The organism is Arenibaculum pallidiluteum, from assembly GCF_017355985.1.
Lineage (GTDB): Bacteria > Pseudomonadota > Alphaproteobacteria > Azospirillales > Azospirillaceae > Arenibaculum > Arenibaculum pallidiluteum.
Map to the genome: position 1 here is coordinate 57,403 of NZ_JAFIQU010000009.1, position 16,668 is coordinate 74,070.

General features: G+C 68.9%; 12 protein-coding genes. 7 read left to right on the forward strand and 5 right to left on the reverse strand.

Translation table 11 applies throughout. The annotated features are described in order from the left end of the window. Nucleotides 1-40: 40 nt before the first annotated feature. Together JUB13_RS18300 and JUB13_RS18305 are read right to left on the reverse strand one after the other, a co-directional pair. Nucleotides 41-415 (reverse strand): c-type cytochrome, encoded by a 375-nt coding sequence (locus tag JUB13_RS18300; protein WP_207481518.1) that lies wholly within the window; start codon nt 413-415, stop codon nt 41-43. 221 nt (nt 416-636) lie between these two features. After that, nucleotides 637-1,500 (reverse strand): universal stress protein, encoded by an 864-nt coding sequence (locus tag JUB13_RS18305; RefSeq protein ID WP_207481520.1) that lies wholly within the window; start codon nt 1,498-1,500, stop codon nt 637-639. A gap of 195 nt (nt 1,501-1,695) precedes the next feature. Between JUB13_RS18305 and JUB13_RS18310 the strand changes: the two genes are divergently transcribed. Together JUB13_RS18310 and JUB13_RS32085 are read left to right on the forward strand one after the other, a co-directional pair. Continuing rightward, complete coding sequence (locus tag JUB13_RS18310; protein ID WP_207481523.1) at nt 1,696-4,809, forward strand: phosphoenolpyruvate carboxylase; 3,114 nt, start codon at nt 1,696-1,698, stop codon at nt 4,807-4,809. A 168-nt stretch (nt 4,810-4,977) separates the two neighbouring features. After that, nucleotides 4,978-5,544, forward strand: a complete 567-nt coding sequence (locus JUB13_RS32085) for an acyloxyacyl hydrolase (protein WP_207481525.1) — start codon at nt 4,978-4,980, stop codon at nt 5,542-5,544. 142 nt (nt 5,545-5,686) lie between these two features. On the opposite strand, the gene JUB13_RS18320 is transcribed toward JUB13_RS32085, so the two are convergent. After that, nucleotides 5,687-6,892, reverse strand: coding sequence for a pyridoxal phosphate-dependent aminotransferase (locus JUB13_RS18320; protein ID WP_207481527.1), 1,206 nt, complete (start codon nt 6,890-6,892; stop codon nt 5,687-5,689). Nucleotides 6,893-7,086: 194 nt separating this feature from the next. On the opposite strand from JUB13_RS18320, the gene JUB13_RS18325 reads away from it, so the two are divergent. The 4 genes from JUB13_RS18325 to JUB13_RS18340 all read left to right on the forward strand — a co-directional run bounded on the left by JUB13_RS18325 (nt 7,087) and on the right by JUB13_RS18340 (nt 12,098). After that, the gene (locus tag JUB13_RS18325; protein ID WP_207481529.1) at nt 7,087-7,785 is read left to right on the forward strand and encodes an NERD domain-containing protein; all 699 of its coding nucleotides are present in this window, start codon (nt 7,087-7,089) and stop codon (nt 7,783-7,785) included. A 553-nt stretch (nt 7,786-8,338) separates the two neighbouring features. Next, complete coding sequence (gene uvrB, locus JUB13_RS18330; RefSeq protein ID WP_407928158.1) at nt 8,339-10,480, forward strand: excinuclease ABC subunit UvrB; 2,142 nt, start codon at nt 8,339-8,341, stop codon at nt 10,478-10,480. Between the two features lie 137 nt (nt 10,481-10,617). Further along, on the forward strand, nt 10,618-11,340 hold the full coding sequence (locus JUB13_RS32090) for a TrmH family RNA methyltransferase (RefSeq protein WP_328702963.1): 723 nt from the start codon (nt 10,618-10,620) through the stop codon (nt 11,338-11,340). A gap of 140 nt (nt 11,341-11,480) precedes the next feature. Next, complete coding sequence (locus JUB13_RS18340; protein ID WP_207481531.1) at nt 11,481-12,098, forward strand: ATP-dependent Clp protease proteolytic subunit; 618 nt, start codon at nt 11,481-11,483, stop codon at nt 12,096-12,098. A gap of 96 nt (nt 12,099-12,194) precedes the next feature. Here JUB13_RS18340 and leuA read toward each other — a convergent pair whose 3' ends face one another. Together leuA and JUB13_RS18350 are read right to left on the reverse strand one after the other, a co-directional pair. Continuing rightward, nucleotides 12,195-13,862, reverse strand: a complete 1,668-nt coding sequence (leuA, locus tag JUB13_RS18345; RefSeq protein ID WP_207481533.1) for a 2-isopropylmalate synthase — start codon at nt 13,860-13,862, stop codon at nt 12,195-12,197. Between the two features lie 369 nt (nt 13,863-14,231). Then, the gene (locus JUB13_RS18350; RefSeq protein ID WP_207481536.1) at nt 14,232-15,272 is read right to left on the reverse strand and encodes a hypothetical protein; all 1,041 of its coding nucleotides are present in this window, start codon (nt 15,270-15,272) and stop codon (nt 14,232-14,234) included. A gap of 236 nt (nt 15,273-15,508) precedes the next feature. Between JUB13_RS18350 and JUB13_RS18355 the strand changes: the two genes are divergently transcribed. After that, nucleotides 15,509-16,606 (forward strand): polyamine ABC transporter substrate-binding protein, encoded by a 1,098-nt coding sequence (locus JUB13_RS18355; RefSeq protein ID WP_207481538.1) that lies wholly within the window; start codon nt 15,509-15,511, stop codon nt 16,604-16,606. The last annotated feature ends 62 nt before the right edge of the window (nt 16,607-16,668 follow it).

Sequence of the window (16,668 nt, forward strand, 5' to 3'; positions counted from 1 at the left end):
CGACGGCATCGGGGGCTGGCGCCCCCGGTGCCGCCACCATTCACTTCACGCTGTTCAGATAGGCGATCAGGTTCTTGCGGTCCGCCTCGTTCTTGGCACCCGCATAGGCCATCTTGTTGCCCGGGACGGTGCCCTTGGGATCCGCGATGTACTTGTCGAGGTTCTCGTCGTTCCACTCGAGCCCGGAGCCCTTCAGGGCCGGAGAGTAGGCGAAGCCATCGACGCTACCGGCCTTGCGGCCGACCACGCCGGCCAAGCTCGGACCCACGCGGTTCTTTCCGGCCTCGACCGTGTGGCAGGCGGCGCAGGCGCGCTTGAAGAAGGATTCGCCCGCCTTGGCGTCCTGGGCTTGGGCGGCCGTGGCCCCCATCATCCCGAGACCGAGCGCGAGACCCAACAGCATCTTGTAGTTCATGGCGTTCCTCGGTTGCCGGACTCGGCCCGCGGGCCGAATGTCGAAGCGAGGCAATTACCATGAAAGCCCGCGCCTGACAGTAGGCAATCCGACGCATATCTGATGCTGCCCCGAAGGCGCTACCGCGCCCGCAGGTGCGAACGAAGGGTCTGTTCCGGCACCCCGTCTTGCCACCCTATCCCGGTGCAGGCCCGGGCGGCCCCGGGGCCTGCCATGCCCCTTCAGTGCGCCATGAGCACGGGCAGGGCCGCGTTGCCGACGACGTGCCGGGTCACGCCGCCCAGGATCATCTCGCGCAGGCGGCTGTGGCCGTAGGCGCCGATCACCAGCAGGTCGGCGCCTGCCTCCATCGCCCGCGCCGTCAACGCGCCGCCCACGGGGTCGATGCCGGGATTAATGCGTTGGACCTTCGCCGAGATCCCCTGCCAGGCCAGGTACTCGGAAAGCTGGCCGGCACTCTCGCCGGAGGTAACAGACGTCTCGGCCGTCAGGACATGGACCGTCTCGGCCCGGCGCAGGAGTGGCATGGCCGCCGCCACCGCACGCGCGGATTCGAGACCCCCGTTCCAGGCGATTGCGACGCTGCGGCCGAGTGTCTGGAGCGGAGCGGCCGGCGCCAGGAGCACCGGGCGGGCGGACCCCATCAGCGCGGCCTCGAACACCGCCGGGAGGGCCGGGTCGGTGTCCAGCCCGACGCGCGAGAAGACGACGACGTCGACCAGGCGGGCCCGCACGGGAACGACCTCGTCCGCGCGCCCCGTGGTCTCGACCCAGCCGGCCGTCAGCCGGCCCGGCCCTGGCGGGCGTTCGCAGGTCTCGGCCGCGGCCGCTGAGGCGGCCGCGGCGAAGGTGTCGGCCGCCATGCGCGCCTGAGAGGCAGCCTCGGCTTCCGCCGTGCGCATGATCTCGTCGACCAGGGCGCCGGACATCCCCTCGCCCAGCATCGGCACGGCGTCGCGGGGATCGAGCCGGACGAAGATGCCCTCCACATGGCCCGAGAACGGGCGGGCCAGGGCGAAGGCCGCGTCGAGCGCCTGCCGGTCGGCTTCGCGCCCCGTCAATGGCACCAGGATACGCTTCATCATGTCCCCCCTTCGTAGAGCTTCGGGCCATCCTGCACCCCGCGCCGCTCCCGCCACCGTGACATGGGTCAAATGCCGGAAGGACGCGGCGCAGGGGCCTGACGGCAAAATCGTCGGACAGATTGTCGCACCATTGACAGCCTCTTGCATGCGCGCGAAGGTCAGCCGCCCCATGCTGCACCCGCGAGAGACGCCGCGATGCCGTCCGCCAAGACCAAGCGCCGCCTGCGCGCCGAGGATGCCGAAGCCGTCGGAAACGCCCTGAGCGGCATCGTACCCGTGCTGCCCGCGGCGGACCGGCCATCGGTGCCGACGGATCCGCAGATCGAGCCCGACGAGGCGCTGTTCCCCGGCGGCGGCAAGGCCGATCTGGCGCAGCTCGCCGGCGAGCTGCGCGCGGAGCTCGACGAGCTCGGGCGCGCCGCGCTCGACGACCCCGCGTCCAATCCGGTGATGCGCCTCGCCCTGACGCTCACGCGGCGGCTGCAGGCGGGCTCGCTGGACTATGGGGTGCTGGAGCGCCTGGTCCAGCATCTGGCCGCCGAGGGCTTCCTCTACCGCGCCGCCCGGCTCGGCCGGCTGCTCGGCGAGACCGATCCGGAGGCGAACGCCGAACGGCTGCGTGGGCTGCTGCGCCGGCTGGCCGGGCTGGAGGACGACGGTGCCGTCAGTTTCGAGGCGTTCCAGCAGATCCTCGGCCGCGAGGTCTTCGGCATCGTCTTCACCGCGCACCCGACCTTCAACCTGTCGGGCGAGCTGATGGAGATCCTGGCGACGCTGGCCACCGGCCGCTCCGGCGACGGACGTCCGCTCACCGACGGCACCCGCGCGGAGCTGGTCGCAGCCATGGCCAGCCGGGTCCATCGGCCGGATTCCGCCCTCACCCTGGATCGCGAGCATGCATTGTCGCTGGTCGCCATCGGCCATGCCCGCGCCGCCCTGCGCCGCGTGCACGAGATCGCCCTCGACGTCGCGGCCGAGGCTTGGCCGGACCGCTGGACCGAGCTGGTGCCGCGCGTGATGACGGTGGCGAGCTGGGTCGGCTACGACCTGGACGGCCGCTCCGACATCCGGTGGACCGACACGCTGCACAAGCGCCTGCTGGTCCAGGTCGCGCAGCTCCGCCACTGCCGCGAGGAGCTGCGCGCGGCGCGTGCCGAGGCCCGCTGGCCCGAGACCGCCGGTCAAGCGCTCGAGCTGCTGGAATCCCGTCTGGCGCTGGCGGTGAACGAGGCCACCGACGAGGCCGACGCATTCGCCATGGGGCCTGCCGGCGAGGACGCCCCGGCACGGATCGCCCGCATTTCCCGCCGCATGCACGACGGTCTGGCGCTGCGCATGACCGACGCGGCCGCTGCGGTGGAGCTGATCGATCGCGCGATCCGCCTGACGCTCGCGGCCGACGAGATCGCGCCCGAGGCCGTGCGCCGGCTCTGCGTGCTGCGCGCCGACCTGGCCGGGCATGGGCTGGGCCTCGCCCATACCCATGTTCGGATCAACGCCACCCAGCTCCACAATGCGATCCGCAAGACCGTGGGCATGGAGACCGCACCCGACGATCCGCGCTTCCGCCAGTCCTATCTGAACGCGGTCAACGAGCTGCTGGACAGCGTCGAGCCCGCAAGCGTGAACTTCGGATCGCTGCTCGCCGAGCGGACCTCGGCGAAGCGGCTCTTCATGCTGATCGCGCAGATGCTGAAATACGCGGATGCCGGCACGCCGGTCCGCTTCCTCATCGCGGAATGCGAGACCGCCTTCACGGCCCTGACGGCGCTCTATTACGCCCGGCTCTTCGGGGTCGAGGACCGCGTCGACATCAGCCCCCTGTTCGAGACCGAACGCGCCCTCGAGGTTGGCAGCCGGGTGATCGAGCAGCTCCTGGAGAACCCGCACTACCGGGCCTATGTCCGGCGCCGCGGCCGCCTGTGCATTCAGACGGGCTACTCGGATGCCGGCCGCTATCTCGGCCAGACGCCGGCCGCGGCCTCCATCGAGCGGCTGAAGATGCGGATCGCACGCCTCTTCCCCAAGCACGGGCTGGACGGCGTCGAGCTCGTCATCTTCGACACCCACGGCGAGTCGATCGGCCGCGGGGCGCACCCGGCCGGCTTCCCGGACCGGCTGAGCTACGTGTCTCCGCCGACCTTCCTCGCCTTCCTGGCCGAGAACGGCATCGCCTACAAGCAGGAGACCAGCTTCCAGGGCGGCGACGGCTACCTGCCCTTCGTGACGCCCGCCGGCGCCTTCGCCGTGGTCACGCGCGTCATCGAGTACATGTTCGGCCAGTACGGGCCCGCGCGCCGGCCCTTCGAGCCCGACCCGTTCTACGAGGATCCCGACTACATCACGGAGTTCTTCACCACGGTGAAGGAGTTCCAGGTCGCCCTGATGCGCGACCCGAACTACGCGCTGCTGCTGTCCACCTACGGGCCCGGGCTGCTCTATCCCTCGGGCAGCCGCGCGACCAAGCGGCAGCAGGAGGGCGGCGACGGCAGCGAGACTCCCAGCGCGTCCCAGACCCGCGCGATCCCGCACAACGCGATCCTGATGCAGCTCGGCCTCCCGGCCAATGCGATCTCCGGCGTCGGCGAGGCGATCGCGAAGGATCCCGGCAGGTTCCGGCAGCTCCTGCTGCGCAGCCCCCGGTTCCGACAGCTCCTCGGGGTCGTGGGCTACGGCCTCGCGATCTCCGAGCCCGACGCGCTGCGCGCCTATGTGGACACGCTGGATCCCGCGACCTGGCTGCTGCGCGCCGGCCGCGAGGGCGAGGCCGCTCGCGCCGAGGAGCTGCGCACCCTCGCGGCCTTCCTGGAGGAGGGTCAGCTCCACGCCCGTCAGGTCAAGATCCTGCGCAAGCTGCTCGGCGACTGGTGGGTCCTGCGCGACGCGCTCGGCGCCCAAGGAGGTTCGGCCGGCAGCCCCGGAAGCGGCTCCGTGCCGGGACCGGGGACAGAAGGCTCGTCGGTCGGCGTGCTCCACGCGGTGCGCCTCGCCCTGATGCACGAGATCTACCGGCTCGCGACGCACGTGCCCCCCTTCTCCAGCCAGCACAACACGACCCATGCCAGGGTGATCGCCCGGGTCCTGCACCTGGACGTGCCCGGCGCCGTGGACGAGCTCCGATCGATCTTCCCGGCGGAAGGCATGGCGGCGCCCACCGACGATTTCGGCGAGCGCGCGACCTATGTCAGCGAGGAGGGGCAGAACTACCGGCGCGAGAACGAGCAGCTCTTCGATCCCATGCTGTCGCTGCACGAGCTCGTGCGCCGCACCGGCATCGCGCTGGTCCACCATTACGGCTTCTTCGGCTGATCCAGTCGCAGACGCAGGCGTTCCGTGCGGCAAGCGGCGCCATGCGCGCCGCCGTGCCATGCACGTACTGCGGTTATCCTCCATTCGGCCTGCATCTCGAAAGTCGATTGCCACCCCCGGGGTTCCGGGGTAGTGCTCGAACGATCACTGAGTGGATGGAAGCTCACCGTGAAACCTCGCGCCCTTGCCCTCGGCCTCGCCACCCTCGCCGCCCCGCTGCTGGCCGCGCCTGCGCAGGCCCAGCAGTCCCCCGCCCAGCTCAGCTTCGGCATCGCCCATTTCGACCAGCACTGGCTGGACCCGAATGCGGGGTTCCTCGATTCCTCGGAAAGCGACGACCGCTTCGAGACCGTGGACTTCCGGGCCGAGTATCGGTACGCGCCGGTCTGGACCTATGGCGGCTGGGCCGGGCTGCGCCCGTTCGTCGGGATCGAGGCGACGGCGGACGCCGCGGTCTACGGCCTGGGCGGCGTCGCGCTGGACCTGAAGCTCGGCCCGGTCATCGTGACGCCCAGCTTCGGCGCCGGCCTGTATCACGACGGCGACGGCAAGGACCTGGGCTCGATCCTCGAGTTCCGCAGCATGATCGAGGTCGGCTACGAGTTCACCTCGGGCTACCGGGTCAGCGTCCAGTTCAGCCACATCTCGAACGGCGGGATCACGGACACGAACCCCGGCGCCAACGTCGTGGGCGCCTATCTCCACGTGCCCTTCTCCGCCCTCACCGGGATCTAAACTCAAGGCGCTTGATGGAAGCCATCAAGCGCCTTGCGTATGACCCCCTGAAAGCGAAGCCGGCGCCTCCCTGGGGGAGGCGCCGGCGGGACGCACGGTGCGCAGGAAGTAGCGGCCGCGTCCTCGCCCGGCCGCACGCCCGTCAGTCGCGGAGCGAAGCGCAGAAGCGCTGGATCCGGTGGCAGGCCTCCTCCAGCTCCTCGGTCGAGGTCGCATAGGAGATGCGGAAGAACGGGGCGAGGCCGAAGGCCGTGCCCTGGACCACCGCGACGCCCTCCTCCTCGAGCAGCGCCTCGACGAAATCGTTGTCGGTCTCGATCCGCCGGCCGGACTTCGTAGCCTTGCCGATGGTCCCCGCGCAGGACGGGTAGACGTAGAAGGCGCCCTCGGGCCGGTGGCACGTGATGCCCTTGGCCTGGTTCAGCATGGAGACGACGAGGTCGCGACGCTGGCGGAAGCTCTCGGCGCGCGCCGGGATGAAGTCCTGGGGCCCGTTCAGCGCCTCGACCGCCGCGGCCTGGCTGACCGAGGACGGGTTCGACGTGCTCTGGCTCTGGATCACGCCCATGGCCTTGATCAGCGCGACGGGGCCAGCCGCGTAGCCGATGCGCCAGCCCGTCATGGCATAGGCCTTGGAGACGCCGTTGACCGTCAGCGTGCGCTCGTAGAGCGAGGGCTCGACCTGCGCCGGGGTCACGAACTCGAAGCCGTCGTAGACGAGATGCTCGTACATGTCGTCGGTCATCACCCAGACATGGGGATGCCGCACGAGCACGTCGGTGATCGCCTTCATCTCGGCGCGGCTGTAGGCGGCGCCGGTCGGATTGCTGGGCGAGTTCAGGATCACCCACTTGGTCTTCGGGGTGATCGCCTTCTCGAGGTCGGCGGGCTGCAGCTTGAAATTCCGCGCCTCGGGGCACGGCACGATGACGGGCGTGCCCTCGGCGAGCTCGACCATGTCGGGATAGCTGACCCAGTAGGGCGCCGGGATGATCACCTCGTCGCCGGGATTCAGCGTCGCCATCAGGGCGTTGTAGAGCACCTGCTTGCCGCCCGTGCCGACGGTCACCTGCTCGGGCCGGTACTCGAGCCCGTTTTCGCGCTTGAACTTGGCGCAGATCGCCTGCTTCAGCGCGGGCGTGCCGTCCACGTTGGTGTAGCGCGTATCGCCGCCGCGAATCGCGCGGATCGCCGCGTCGGCGATGTTCTCGGGCGTGTCGAAGTCGGGCTCGCCTGCGCCGAGGCCGATCACGTCGCGCCCCGCGGCCTTCAGCTCGCGCGCCTTCTGGGTGACGGCGATGGTCGGGGACGGCTTGATGCGGGACAGGCGCTGCGCAAGGAAGGACATGGCCGGGGTTCCGGAACGGCTGTTTGACGACGCGCGACCGTATCCCCTGAGCCAGGCGGAGGCAAGTCGCCGCGGAGCGCACGCGCGTCGCCGCGAAAGGGTCCGAGCAGACCCTTGCCCGCGCGGATGGACAGGATGTCGCAGCGCCTGATATAACTGAGCGCGAATTTATCGAAAAATTTCAGGATCGGCCTGTGGACGGACAGGGAGACTTCACCTATCTGCTGACCTACGGCGCCTTCCTGGTGCTGGGGCTTCTGCTGTTCTACGTGACGCGCAGCCCCTCGGCATCCCGCGGCGGCCCGATGCTGAAGGGCGAGCGGCTGAAACTCGGCCGGACCATCGACGCCCTGCAGCACCCCTGCCATCACGACGTCAGGATCGTCGACCAGCAGGGCCGCATCATCTGCATCGAGCACATCGTGAGGCTGCCTGCCAGCATCCTGCTGGTCGGCACCGTCGCCATGGGCGCCAAGGGCGAGATCCGCGGATCCGAGTACCACCGGCAGTGGGCCATCAACTACCGCGGGCGCGCGACCCCCTGCGTGAACCCGCTGCTCGAGCTGGAGCCCCTGATCCGCGCCTTCCGCCGGCGCTTTCCGCTCGTCCGGGTCCGCGCGCTGATCGTCTTCCCCGACACAGTCACCTTCCCCGAAGGCGCGCCGAAGGGCGCCGTCCGGGCAAGCGACTTCGACCGCTGGGTGCACGATATCCTCAAGATCGACGGCACGCCCAGCCAGGCCGTGGAGTCGGCCTGGCCGCAGATCACGACGATGGTGGAATCGAGCCGCAAGCGGATCGAGCAGGCCCGCAAGTCCGGCGCCGTGACCCGGGGCGTCAAGGCCTCGACCGCCGCGGCGGCGATGTCCAAGCCGATCGCCGCACGCCGTTGAGAGGCCGGCGGCAGCGCCGCGGGGATCCCATGTCCGGGATCGCCACCCTGTCGGCAGCCTGGTTCATCGCCTCCTGCGCGGCTGTCGTCTTCGCGGACCGCGCCGCCGACCCGATCGATCACGCGCTCCCCGCGGGCTGGTGACGGTCGTCGGCTTCGGCAGCATCAGGCGGCGGTACTACGCGACCACCGGCCGCCGGGGCAGCGACGTCCTGGCCTGGCTGGAAATCCTGGCGATCTCCAAGTTCTGCCAGTTCCTCGTCTGGATGATCGTCGAGGCGAGCCGCGACTTCGGATCGAACGCGTGCAGCACCCTTCTCGACAGCGTCGGCATCTACCGGATCTACCAGCCCTTCGCCGTGGCGCTCAGCCTCGTCGCCCTGAACCATCTCTGCGCGCGGCTGAAGATCCAGACGAGCCGGTTCTCGCAGGCACCGATACGGACGGGCATCCAGGTCACCCGGCAAGGCTGCTGGCAGAAGGCCGTGTCGAAGGGCCAGGTAGCGGAACGGGACGCGAACGCCTATGTTGATGGCGCCATGTCCATGCCGCTCATGATCCCCCGCCCCGGTGCCCTGCCCCGTCTCGAAGGCGGCCGCCGGCTCGAAGTCGTCTCCGAGTTCCAGCCCGCGGGCGACCAGCCCCGCGCGATCGAGGAGCTGATCTCCGGCCTGCAGCGAAACGAGCGCGACCAGGTGCTGCTCGGCGTCACCGGCTCGGGCAAGACCTTCACCATGGCCCACGTGATCCAGGCCATGCAGCGCCCGACGCTGATCCTCGCGCCCAACAAGACGCTGGCCGCGCAGCTCTACGGCGAGATGAAGAGCTTCTTTCCGAACAACGCGGTCGAGTACTTCGTATCCTATTACGACTACTACACGCCCGAAGCCTACGTTCCGCGGACCGACACCTATATCGAGAAGGAAAGCCAGATCAACGAGCAGATCGAGCGCATGCGCCACTCGGCCACGCGCGCGCTGCTGGAACGCGACGACGTCGTGATCGTGGCCTCGGTGTCCTGCATCTACGGCATCGGCTCTGTCGAGACCTACTCCGAGATGGCCTTCGACCTGCAGGCCGGCCAGATGGTGGACCGCAACCAGCTCCTGGCCCGGCTGGTGGACCTCCAATACAAGCGCAACGAGATCGCCTTCGGGCGCGGGTTCTTCCGGGTGCGCGGCGACACGATCGAGCTGTGCCCGGCCCATATGGAGGACCGGGCCTGGCGCTTCTCGCTGTTCGGCGACGAGTTGGAGTCGATCCACGAGATCGATCCGCTGACCGGCGAGAAGCTGATGGCGCTGCCCGCCGTGCGCATCTATCCCAACAGCCACTACGTGACGCCGCGGCCGACGCTGCACCAGGCCATCAAGCAGATCCAGGAGGACTTGAAGGCCCGCATCGCCGAGTTCGAGGCCGAGGGCAAGCTGCTGGAGGCGCAGCGGCTCGAGCAGCGGACCCAATTCGACATCGAGATGCTGATGGCCACCGGCGTATGCCAGGGCATCGAGAACTATTCGCGCTACCTGACGGGCCGCAAGCCCGGCGAGCCGCCGCCCACGCTGTTCGAGTACCTGCCGCCCAACGCCCTGCTGCTGGTCGACGAGAGCCACGTCATGGTGCCCCAGCTCGGCGCCATGTTCCGCGGCGACTTCATGCGCAAGTCGACCCTGGCCGAATACGGCTTCCGCCTGCCCTCGTGCCGCGACAACCGGCCGCTGAAGTTCGAGGAGTGGGAGACCATGCGGCCGCAGACGATCTTCGTCTCGGCCACGCCGGGCAACTGGGAGCTCGAACGCACCGGCGGCGTCTTCGCCGAGCAGGTTGTTCGCCCGACCGGGCTGATCGACCCGGAGGTGATCATCCGGCCGACCGAGACCCAGGTGGACGACCTGATCGCCGAGTGCAAGGACTGCGCGGCCAAGGGCCAGCGCGTCCTGGTGACGACGCTGACCAAGAAGATGGCCGAGGCGCTGACCGAGTACATGCACGAGGCCGGGATCCGGGTGCGCTACATCCATTCCGACGTGGAGACGCTGGAGCGCATCGAGATCATCCGCGACCTGCGCCTGGGCGCCTATGACGTGCTGATTGGCATCAACCTGCTGCGCGAGGGGCTCGACATCCCGGAATGCGGGCTCGTGGCGATCCTGGACGCCGACAAGGAGGGATATCTGCGCTCGCGCACCTCGCTGATCCAGACCATCGGCCGGGCGGCGCGCAACGTGGAAGGCCGCGCCATCCTCTACGCCGACCGGATCACCGACAGCATGAAGTTCGCCATCGACGAGACGAACCGCCGCCGCGAGAAGCAGGAGGCCTACAACGCCGAGCACGGCATTACGCCGGAATCCGTGCGCAAGCAGATCAGCGACATCCTGGAGAGCGTCTACGAGCGCGGCGACCACGTGACCGTCAAGGCCGGCGAGGCCGACAGCAACAATCTGATCGGCCACAACCTGAAGGCCCATATCGCCGACCTGGAGAAGCGCATGCGTGCCGCGGCCGCCGACCTGGAATTCGAGGAGGCGGCGCGCATGCGCGACGAGATCCGCCGCCTGGAGAACATGGAGCTCGGGGTCAATGCCCCGGCCAGGGCCATGGGGATGACCGGGGGCCGCAGCGAGAACTCCTCCGCCGCGGCCCGATCCAACGCCGGCCGCAAGGGCGGCGCCCGGCGGCGCCGGGGACCGTGACCGGCTCGCGGCGGCGCCCGGCCCCCGCGACGGCTCGGCGCGAGCGCAGCCGGCCGCCCCATGCCACTCCCGGCGTGAGGGGCGCGGGCGGTCCAGGCGGCCCCGGCGGGGTGGAGCGCCCGGCGGATCTCGTCCGGGTGACGGGAGTGCCGGCGGTGCAGGCGCTGTTCGCCCGCAGGCCGGCCGATGTCGAGCGCCTGTTCTTCGACGAGCGGCGCGCGCCGCTGCTGAGCGAGGCCTGCGCCGCCATGGCGCGTGCCCGCAGGCCCTATCGCCTTGTCAAGGCCGAGGAGCTCGGGCGCATCGCGGGAACCGTGCTCCATGGCGGGGTCGTCGCGGTCGCGCGCCCGCTGCCCGTCCCGCTCTTCGATCCGCAGGCGGCGAAGGACTGGCGCGGACCGCTGCTGATGCTGGACGGCGTTGGCAATCCCCACAATCTCGGCGCCATCGTCCGGACCGCCGCCTTCTTCGGGCTGGGCCGCCTCGTCCTCTCGGATCATGCGGGCCAGGCTGGCCCGTCGGAGGCGGCCTACAGGGTTGCCGAAGGCGGTTTCGAGGCCGTGTCCCTCTACCGGGCCCGCGGCTTCGCCGCCCAGATCCGGCGGCTGCGCGCGAGCCACCGCGTCATCGGGACGGCTCTGGAGCGGGGCCGCCCCCTGGATCCGGCCACCCTGGCCGCCGGCGCCGACGGTCGCCCCGTTGCGCTCGTCCTCGGCAACGAGGAGGAAGGGCTCCCCCGCGCCACGCTCGAAGCCTGCGAGGAGATCGGCTACATCCCCGGTACCGGCGCGGTGCAGTCGCTGAACGTGGCCGCCACGGCGGCGATCCTGATCCATGCCGCGACCCGCGCCGGCATGTGACACGGGCATGTGACATCGACCCGGCGAAGGGCGGAATTCGGCGCCGGATCGACGAAGAGATCTACCCGGGAAGGCCGGTTGAACCCATGTTCGAATCCCGCTATGCACGGTTTCGAGCCACGGAGCCCTAGGAGAGCTTGATGAACTGGGTCTTGGACGACGATGACGACGAGCGCGACGACAAGCAGAAGCCCGACGCGCCGATCGGCCTGCCCTTCTCGACGGTTCAGCAGAACCTCTTCAAGGCGCGCACCATCCTGCTCTTCGGCGAGATCAACATGAAGGTCGCCCAGATCGCGTCCGCCCAGATGCTGGCGCTCGCGATGGAGGGCGACGAGCCGATCCGGTTCTTCATCAACTCGCCGGGCGGCCATGTGGAATCCGGCGACACGATCCACGACATGATCCGCTTCGTGAAGCCGGAGGTGAAGGTGATCGGCACGGGCTGGGTGGCCTCGGCCGGCGCGCACATCTTCCTGGCCGCGAAGAAGGAGAACCGCTACTGCCTGCCGAACACGCGCTTCATGATCCACCAGCCGCTGGGCGGCGCTGGCGGCAAGGCCAGCGACATCGCGATCGAGGCCAAGGAGATCATCAAGATGCGCCGGCGCATCAACGAGACGATCGCCCGCGAGACCGGCCAGCCGATCGAGCGCGTGGAGCGCGACACCGACCGGAACTACTGGATGAGCGCCGAGGAGGCCCGCGACTACGGCATCGTCCAGCACATCGTTGGCTCGATCTCCGAACTGGACTGAGACTTCCGGCAGGGGCCGGAACGAAGAGAAGGCCGGGTGGCAGCACCCGGCCTTCTTCCTTTTGCACGTAGTCCTGACGCGGTCGCCCGGCCGGCCTCAGCTGGCGCGGAGCACGCGATTCGCCGCGCTGACAACCGCCCGGAGGGAGGCCGCCGAAATGTTCCGGTCGCGGCCGACGCCGAAGCGCGGCTTGCCCGCCGGCGCCTCGATCTCGACATAGGCGACCGCCATCGCGTTGGAGCCGACGCCCACCGAATGCTCGTGGTAGTCGAGCACCTTCAGCTCGATCCCACACTCGGCGGCAAGGGCCGCGACGAAGGCGTCGATCGGACCCGTCCCGCTGCCCTCGATGGTCCTCTCGACGCCGTTCTCGCGGATCCGCGCGGTCAGGTGCCGCCCGCCGCGCGAGGGGACCGACTGGTGCTCCAGGAAGACGATCGGCCCGTCGGTCTCGAGATACTCTGCCTCGAAGGCCTTCATCAGATCCGCCGAGCTCATCTCGGTGCCGCTGAGATCGGTCAGCCGCTTCACGACGCCGCCGAACTCCACCTGAAGGGCCTTGGGCAGGCTAAGCCCGTGGTCGCGCTCCATCAGGTAGGCCGCGCCGCCCTTGCCGGACTGGCTGTTGATGCGGATCACTGCCTCGTAGGTGCGCCCGAGATCGGCAGGATCGATGGGCAGGTAGGGCACCTCCCAGGTCTCGTCGTTCACCTTCTTGAGCGCGGCCATGCCCTTGTTGATGGCGTCCTGGTGCGAGCCCGAGAAGGCCGTGTAGACCAGCTCGCCGGCATAGGGATGGCGCGGATGAACGGGCAGGTTCGTGCATTCCGTCGCGACCGCCACGATGCGGTCGATGTCGCGCACTTCCAGCCGCGGGTCGACGCCCTGGGAGAACAGGTTCAGCGCCAGCGTCACGATGTCGACATTGCCCGTCCGCTCGCCATTCCCGAACAGCGTGCCCTCGACCCGGTCTGCCCCGGCCAGCAGGCCCAGCTCGGTCGCCGCGACCGCGGTGCCGCGGTCGTTGTGGGGATGCAGGCTGATTACCACGCTGTCGCGGCGCGAGAGATTCCGGCAGAACCACTCGATCTGGTCGGCATGGATGTTCGGAGTCGACATCTCGACCGTCGCCGGCAGGTTGACGATGGCCTTGCGTGCCGGCGTCGGCTTCCAGACGTCCAGGACCGCCTCGCAGACCTCCAGCGCGTAGTCCAGCTCGGTCCCGGTGAAGCTCTCGGGCGAGTACTGGAAGGTCCAGTCCGTCTCCGGGTATTCCGCCGCGATGTCGCGGACCAGGGTCGCGCCCTCGACCGCGATCTGCCGGATCCCGGGCCGGTCCAGCCCGAAGACCACGCGCCGCTGCAGCGTGGAGGTCGAGTTGTAGACGTGGACGATGGCCCGCTTGCACCCAACCAGAGATTCGAAGGTACGGCGGATCAGGTGCTCACGGGCCTGGGTCAGCACCTGAATGGTCACGTCGTCGGGGATCAGCCGCTCCTCGATCAGCAGGCGGACGAAGTCGAAGTCCGTCTGCGAGGCCGAGGGAAAGCCCACCTCGATCTCCTTGAAGCCCATCTCGACCAGCAGCCTGAACATCTTCAGCTTTGCGGCTGGGCCCATGGGCTCGATCAGCGCCTGGTTGCCGTCGCGCAGGTCGACGCTGCACCAGGTCGGCGCCGCGGTCAGGATCCGGTTCGGCCACTGCCGGTCCGGCAGGTTGACGGGCTGGTACGCCTTGTATCGGTGGAAGGGCATGGTGCCCATGGTCGTCTCCTCGGTGTCACTCGGCGGTTCTCGGATGTCCCGGCGGGCGCCGGGACCGGTCGTCAGCGCGAGGAGCGTCGAAGGAGGGGCATGTGGCGTGTGCGCGCGACCGCCGTGCGGTGGCGGGCGTGGTGCGGACGATCGGAAGACTGGGCGGAGCCCCGGCTGGCGACGGACGTGGTCATGGCTGCGGACGATGCTGGGGACGGGACGAGCGACAACCGGCTCTTCAGAGAGCCGGGCTCGTAAGTCGCAGCAGGGCCGAAGCGGTCATTCTCGCCATGGGCGGCACCCTAGAGCGGAACGCAGCCGGGTGCAAGCGCCCAGGTGCCGGAGCATGCCGGAGCGGGCCGGGGGCCGGGGCGGGAATCAGATGCTGATGTTGATGCGGGCACCCTGGTTCCGCTTCAGGACCAGCGCGGCGGTGATGGTGGTGTCGACGCCGTTGACGAGCCCCGAGGCGCTCTGATCGATCCGGGTCGACCCGCCATTAGATGCCAGCAGCATCAGCGCCGCGGCGCTGCGCCCGCCGGCCGTGTCCAGAGTAGCATTGCCGTCGGCATCCACCGTGAAGAACTCGTTCACGTCCAGCATGCCCGACTGCAGGTTCAGCGATCCCGCGAACTCGCCGTTCGTCTGCGACAGCCTGCCGGAGGTGATGTCCTTGGAGCTGTCGAGCGCCGCGATCCGCAGCTTGCCATCCACGACCGACGCCGCAACGCCGTGCAGGTCGCGCGCCTGCACCGCCAGGTTGATGGCGGCCGCAAGGTCCGCGACGTTGCGCTGGGTAGTCATGGTGAAGGTCTGAGGATCGGCCTCACCCTCGAGCGTGAAGCTGACCGAGCTGGTCGCGTCGATGCGGCTGAAATCCACGTGGAAGTCGACGCTGCCGGCCGTGCGGGCATTGCCGAAGAGCTCGTTCTGCCCGTTGATCGCGCCGTCGCCGTTCACGTCGTAGCCGAGCACGCCCTGCCCGCCGCCGAAGCGCCCGATCATCACGTTGTAGGCCGCCGTGGCGCGCGCCTGGGTCGCCGCATCCGTGCTGGCATCGTTCTTCTCCAGCCCCGCGAAGATCAGCCCGCTGGTCGAAAGGCCCGAGAGAAGCGAGTTGAAGCCCGAGAGGGCCGTGGCCGTCGGCGCGGCGGAATAGGTCGCGTCCTTGTCCAGGTCGAGCTGGTTGGAGGCCCGCTGGAACCGGTCCGCCGGCCCCGAGGAGGAGATCGTCGTCGGCCCTGCGCTGGAGCCGGTCGAGCCCGCCGAGGGGCTGCCGCTGGCATTGTAGAGCGAGCGCCACTCCGCCGAGGCTGCGCTCTGCTCGTCCTCGGACATGGTGTCCCAGACGATCTGCTTGTACGTCGAGTCCATGTTCTTGAGGTTGAACATGAAATAGGACGGCATGCTGACGGCCATGGCGGTTCTCCGCGGCTCGGGGCCACCCGTCGGGAGGCCGTTACAATCGAAAGCAGAAAAAGTTTCACAGATGTAGATCAACACGTCATCAAGTTTTCGCCCGCGACGCCCCCAGACCATGCCGCAGTGCCGCACCGGCCGTTGACAAGGGGGGGTCCGGTCTGTGCAATGGCGCCCATACGGTCCCTGGCGGCCCCAGGCGATCCGGCGCGTAACGAGGTCGAGGGAACCACAGCATGTCGAGGACGATCACGGCCATCGCCGCGGCCGCCGCCGCGGCCTTCCTGGCCGGGCCTGCGCAGGCCCAGCAGAAGCAGGTCAACATCTACAACTGGAACGACTACATCGGCGAGACGACCCTCGAAGACTTCAACAAGGCGACCGGCATCACCGCCAAGTACGACGTCTATTCGGACCTCGAGACGCTGGAGCAGAAGCTGCTGGCGGGCCGTTCCGGCTACGACATCATCGTGCCGACCCTGGAGCCGACCCTGTCGCGCCTGATCAAGGCGGGCGCCGTCCAGAAGCTCGACAAGAGCAAGATCCCGAATCTCAAGAACCTCGACCCAGAGCTGATGAAGCAGCTCGCCAAGTCGGACGCCAACAACGACTACGGCGTTCCCTACCAGGGCGGGACCATCGGGCTCGGCATCAACGCCGAGAAGATCAAGGCCGTCGCGCCCGACGCGCCGCTCGACAGCTTCGCCCTGATCTTCGATCCGAAATGGGCCGCGCAGGTGTCGAAGTGCGGCATGACGATCCTCGATTCGGCAACCGACACCATCCCGACCGCGCTGAACTACCTCGGCCTGAGCCCGACCTCCGAGAAGGCCGAGGACCTCAAGAAGGTCGAGGAGATGCTGCTCAAGGTCCGGCCCCACGTGAAGAACTTCACGACCGGTACCGTCATCAACGATCTGGCAGCCGGCGACAGCTGCGTCGCACTGGCCTATTCCGGCGACGTGAAGCAGGCCCAGGCACGCGCGGAGGAGGCCAAGAGCGGCCAGACCATCTCCTACGTCATGCCCAAGGAGGGCGTGCAGATCTGGTACGACATGATGGCGATCCCCAAGGGAGCGCCGAACCTGGCCGCCGCGCATGAGTTCATCAACTTCGTCCTGCAGCCCGAGGTGATGGCCGGCATCACGAATTACGTGAGCTACGGCAATGCCGTGCCGGCCTCGCTCCAGTTCGTGAGCGACGACATCCGGAACGACCCCGGCGTCTTCCCGCCGGAGGAGCTGAAGAAGAAGATGTTCACGGTGACCGCCGTGTCGTCGAAGACCGAGCGCGACCGCACCCGAAGCTGGACCCGGATCAAGACCGGCAAGTAAGGGCAACGCGCGACTGGAGGCGCCCCGGCACAGGATCCTGGCCGGGGCGTCGTCTTTGCTGG

Bases quoted from the DNA above. Each gene is read 5' to 3' on its own strand.
- JUB13_RS18300 (WP_207481518.1), bottom strand. From the start codon at position 415: ATGAACTACAAGATGCTGTTGGGTCTCGCGCTCGGTCTCGGGATGATG.
- JUB13_RS18305 (WP_207481520.1), bottom strand. From the start codon at position 1,500: ATGATGAAGCGTATCCTGGTGCCATTGACGGGGCGCGAAGCCGACCGG.
- JUB13_RS18310 (WP_207481523.1), top strand. From the start codon at position 1,696: ATGCCGTCCGCCAAGACCAAGCGCCGCCTGCGCGCCGAGGATGCCGAA.
- JUB13_RS18320 (WP_207481527.1), bottom strand. From the start codon at position 6,892: ATGTCCTTCCTTGCGCAGCGCCTGTCCCGCATCAAGCCGTCCCCGACC.
- uvrB (WP_407928158.1), top strand. From the start codon at position 8,339: ATGATCCCCCGCCCCGGTGCCCTGCCCCGTCTCGAAGGCGGCCGCCGG.
- JUB13_RS18340 (WP_207481531.1), top strand. From the start codon at position 11,481: ATGAACTGGGTCTTGGACGACGATGACGACGAGCGCGACGACAAGCAG.
- leuA (WP_207481533.1), bottom strand. From the start codon at position 13,862: ATGGGCACCATGCCCTTCCACCGATACAAGGCGTACCAGCCCGTCAAC.
- JUB13_RS18350 (WP_207481536.1), bottom strand. From the start codon at position 15,272: ATGGCCGTCAGCATGCCGTCCTATTTCATGTTCAACCTCAAGAACATG.
- JUB13_RS18355 (WP_207481538.1), top strand. From the start codon at position 15,509: ATGTCGAGGACGATCACGGCCATCGCCGCGGCCGCCGCCGCGGCCTTC.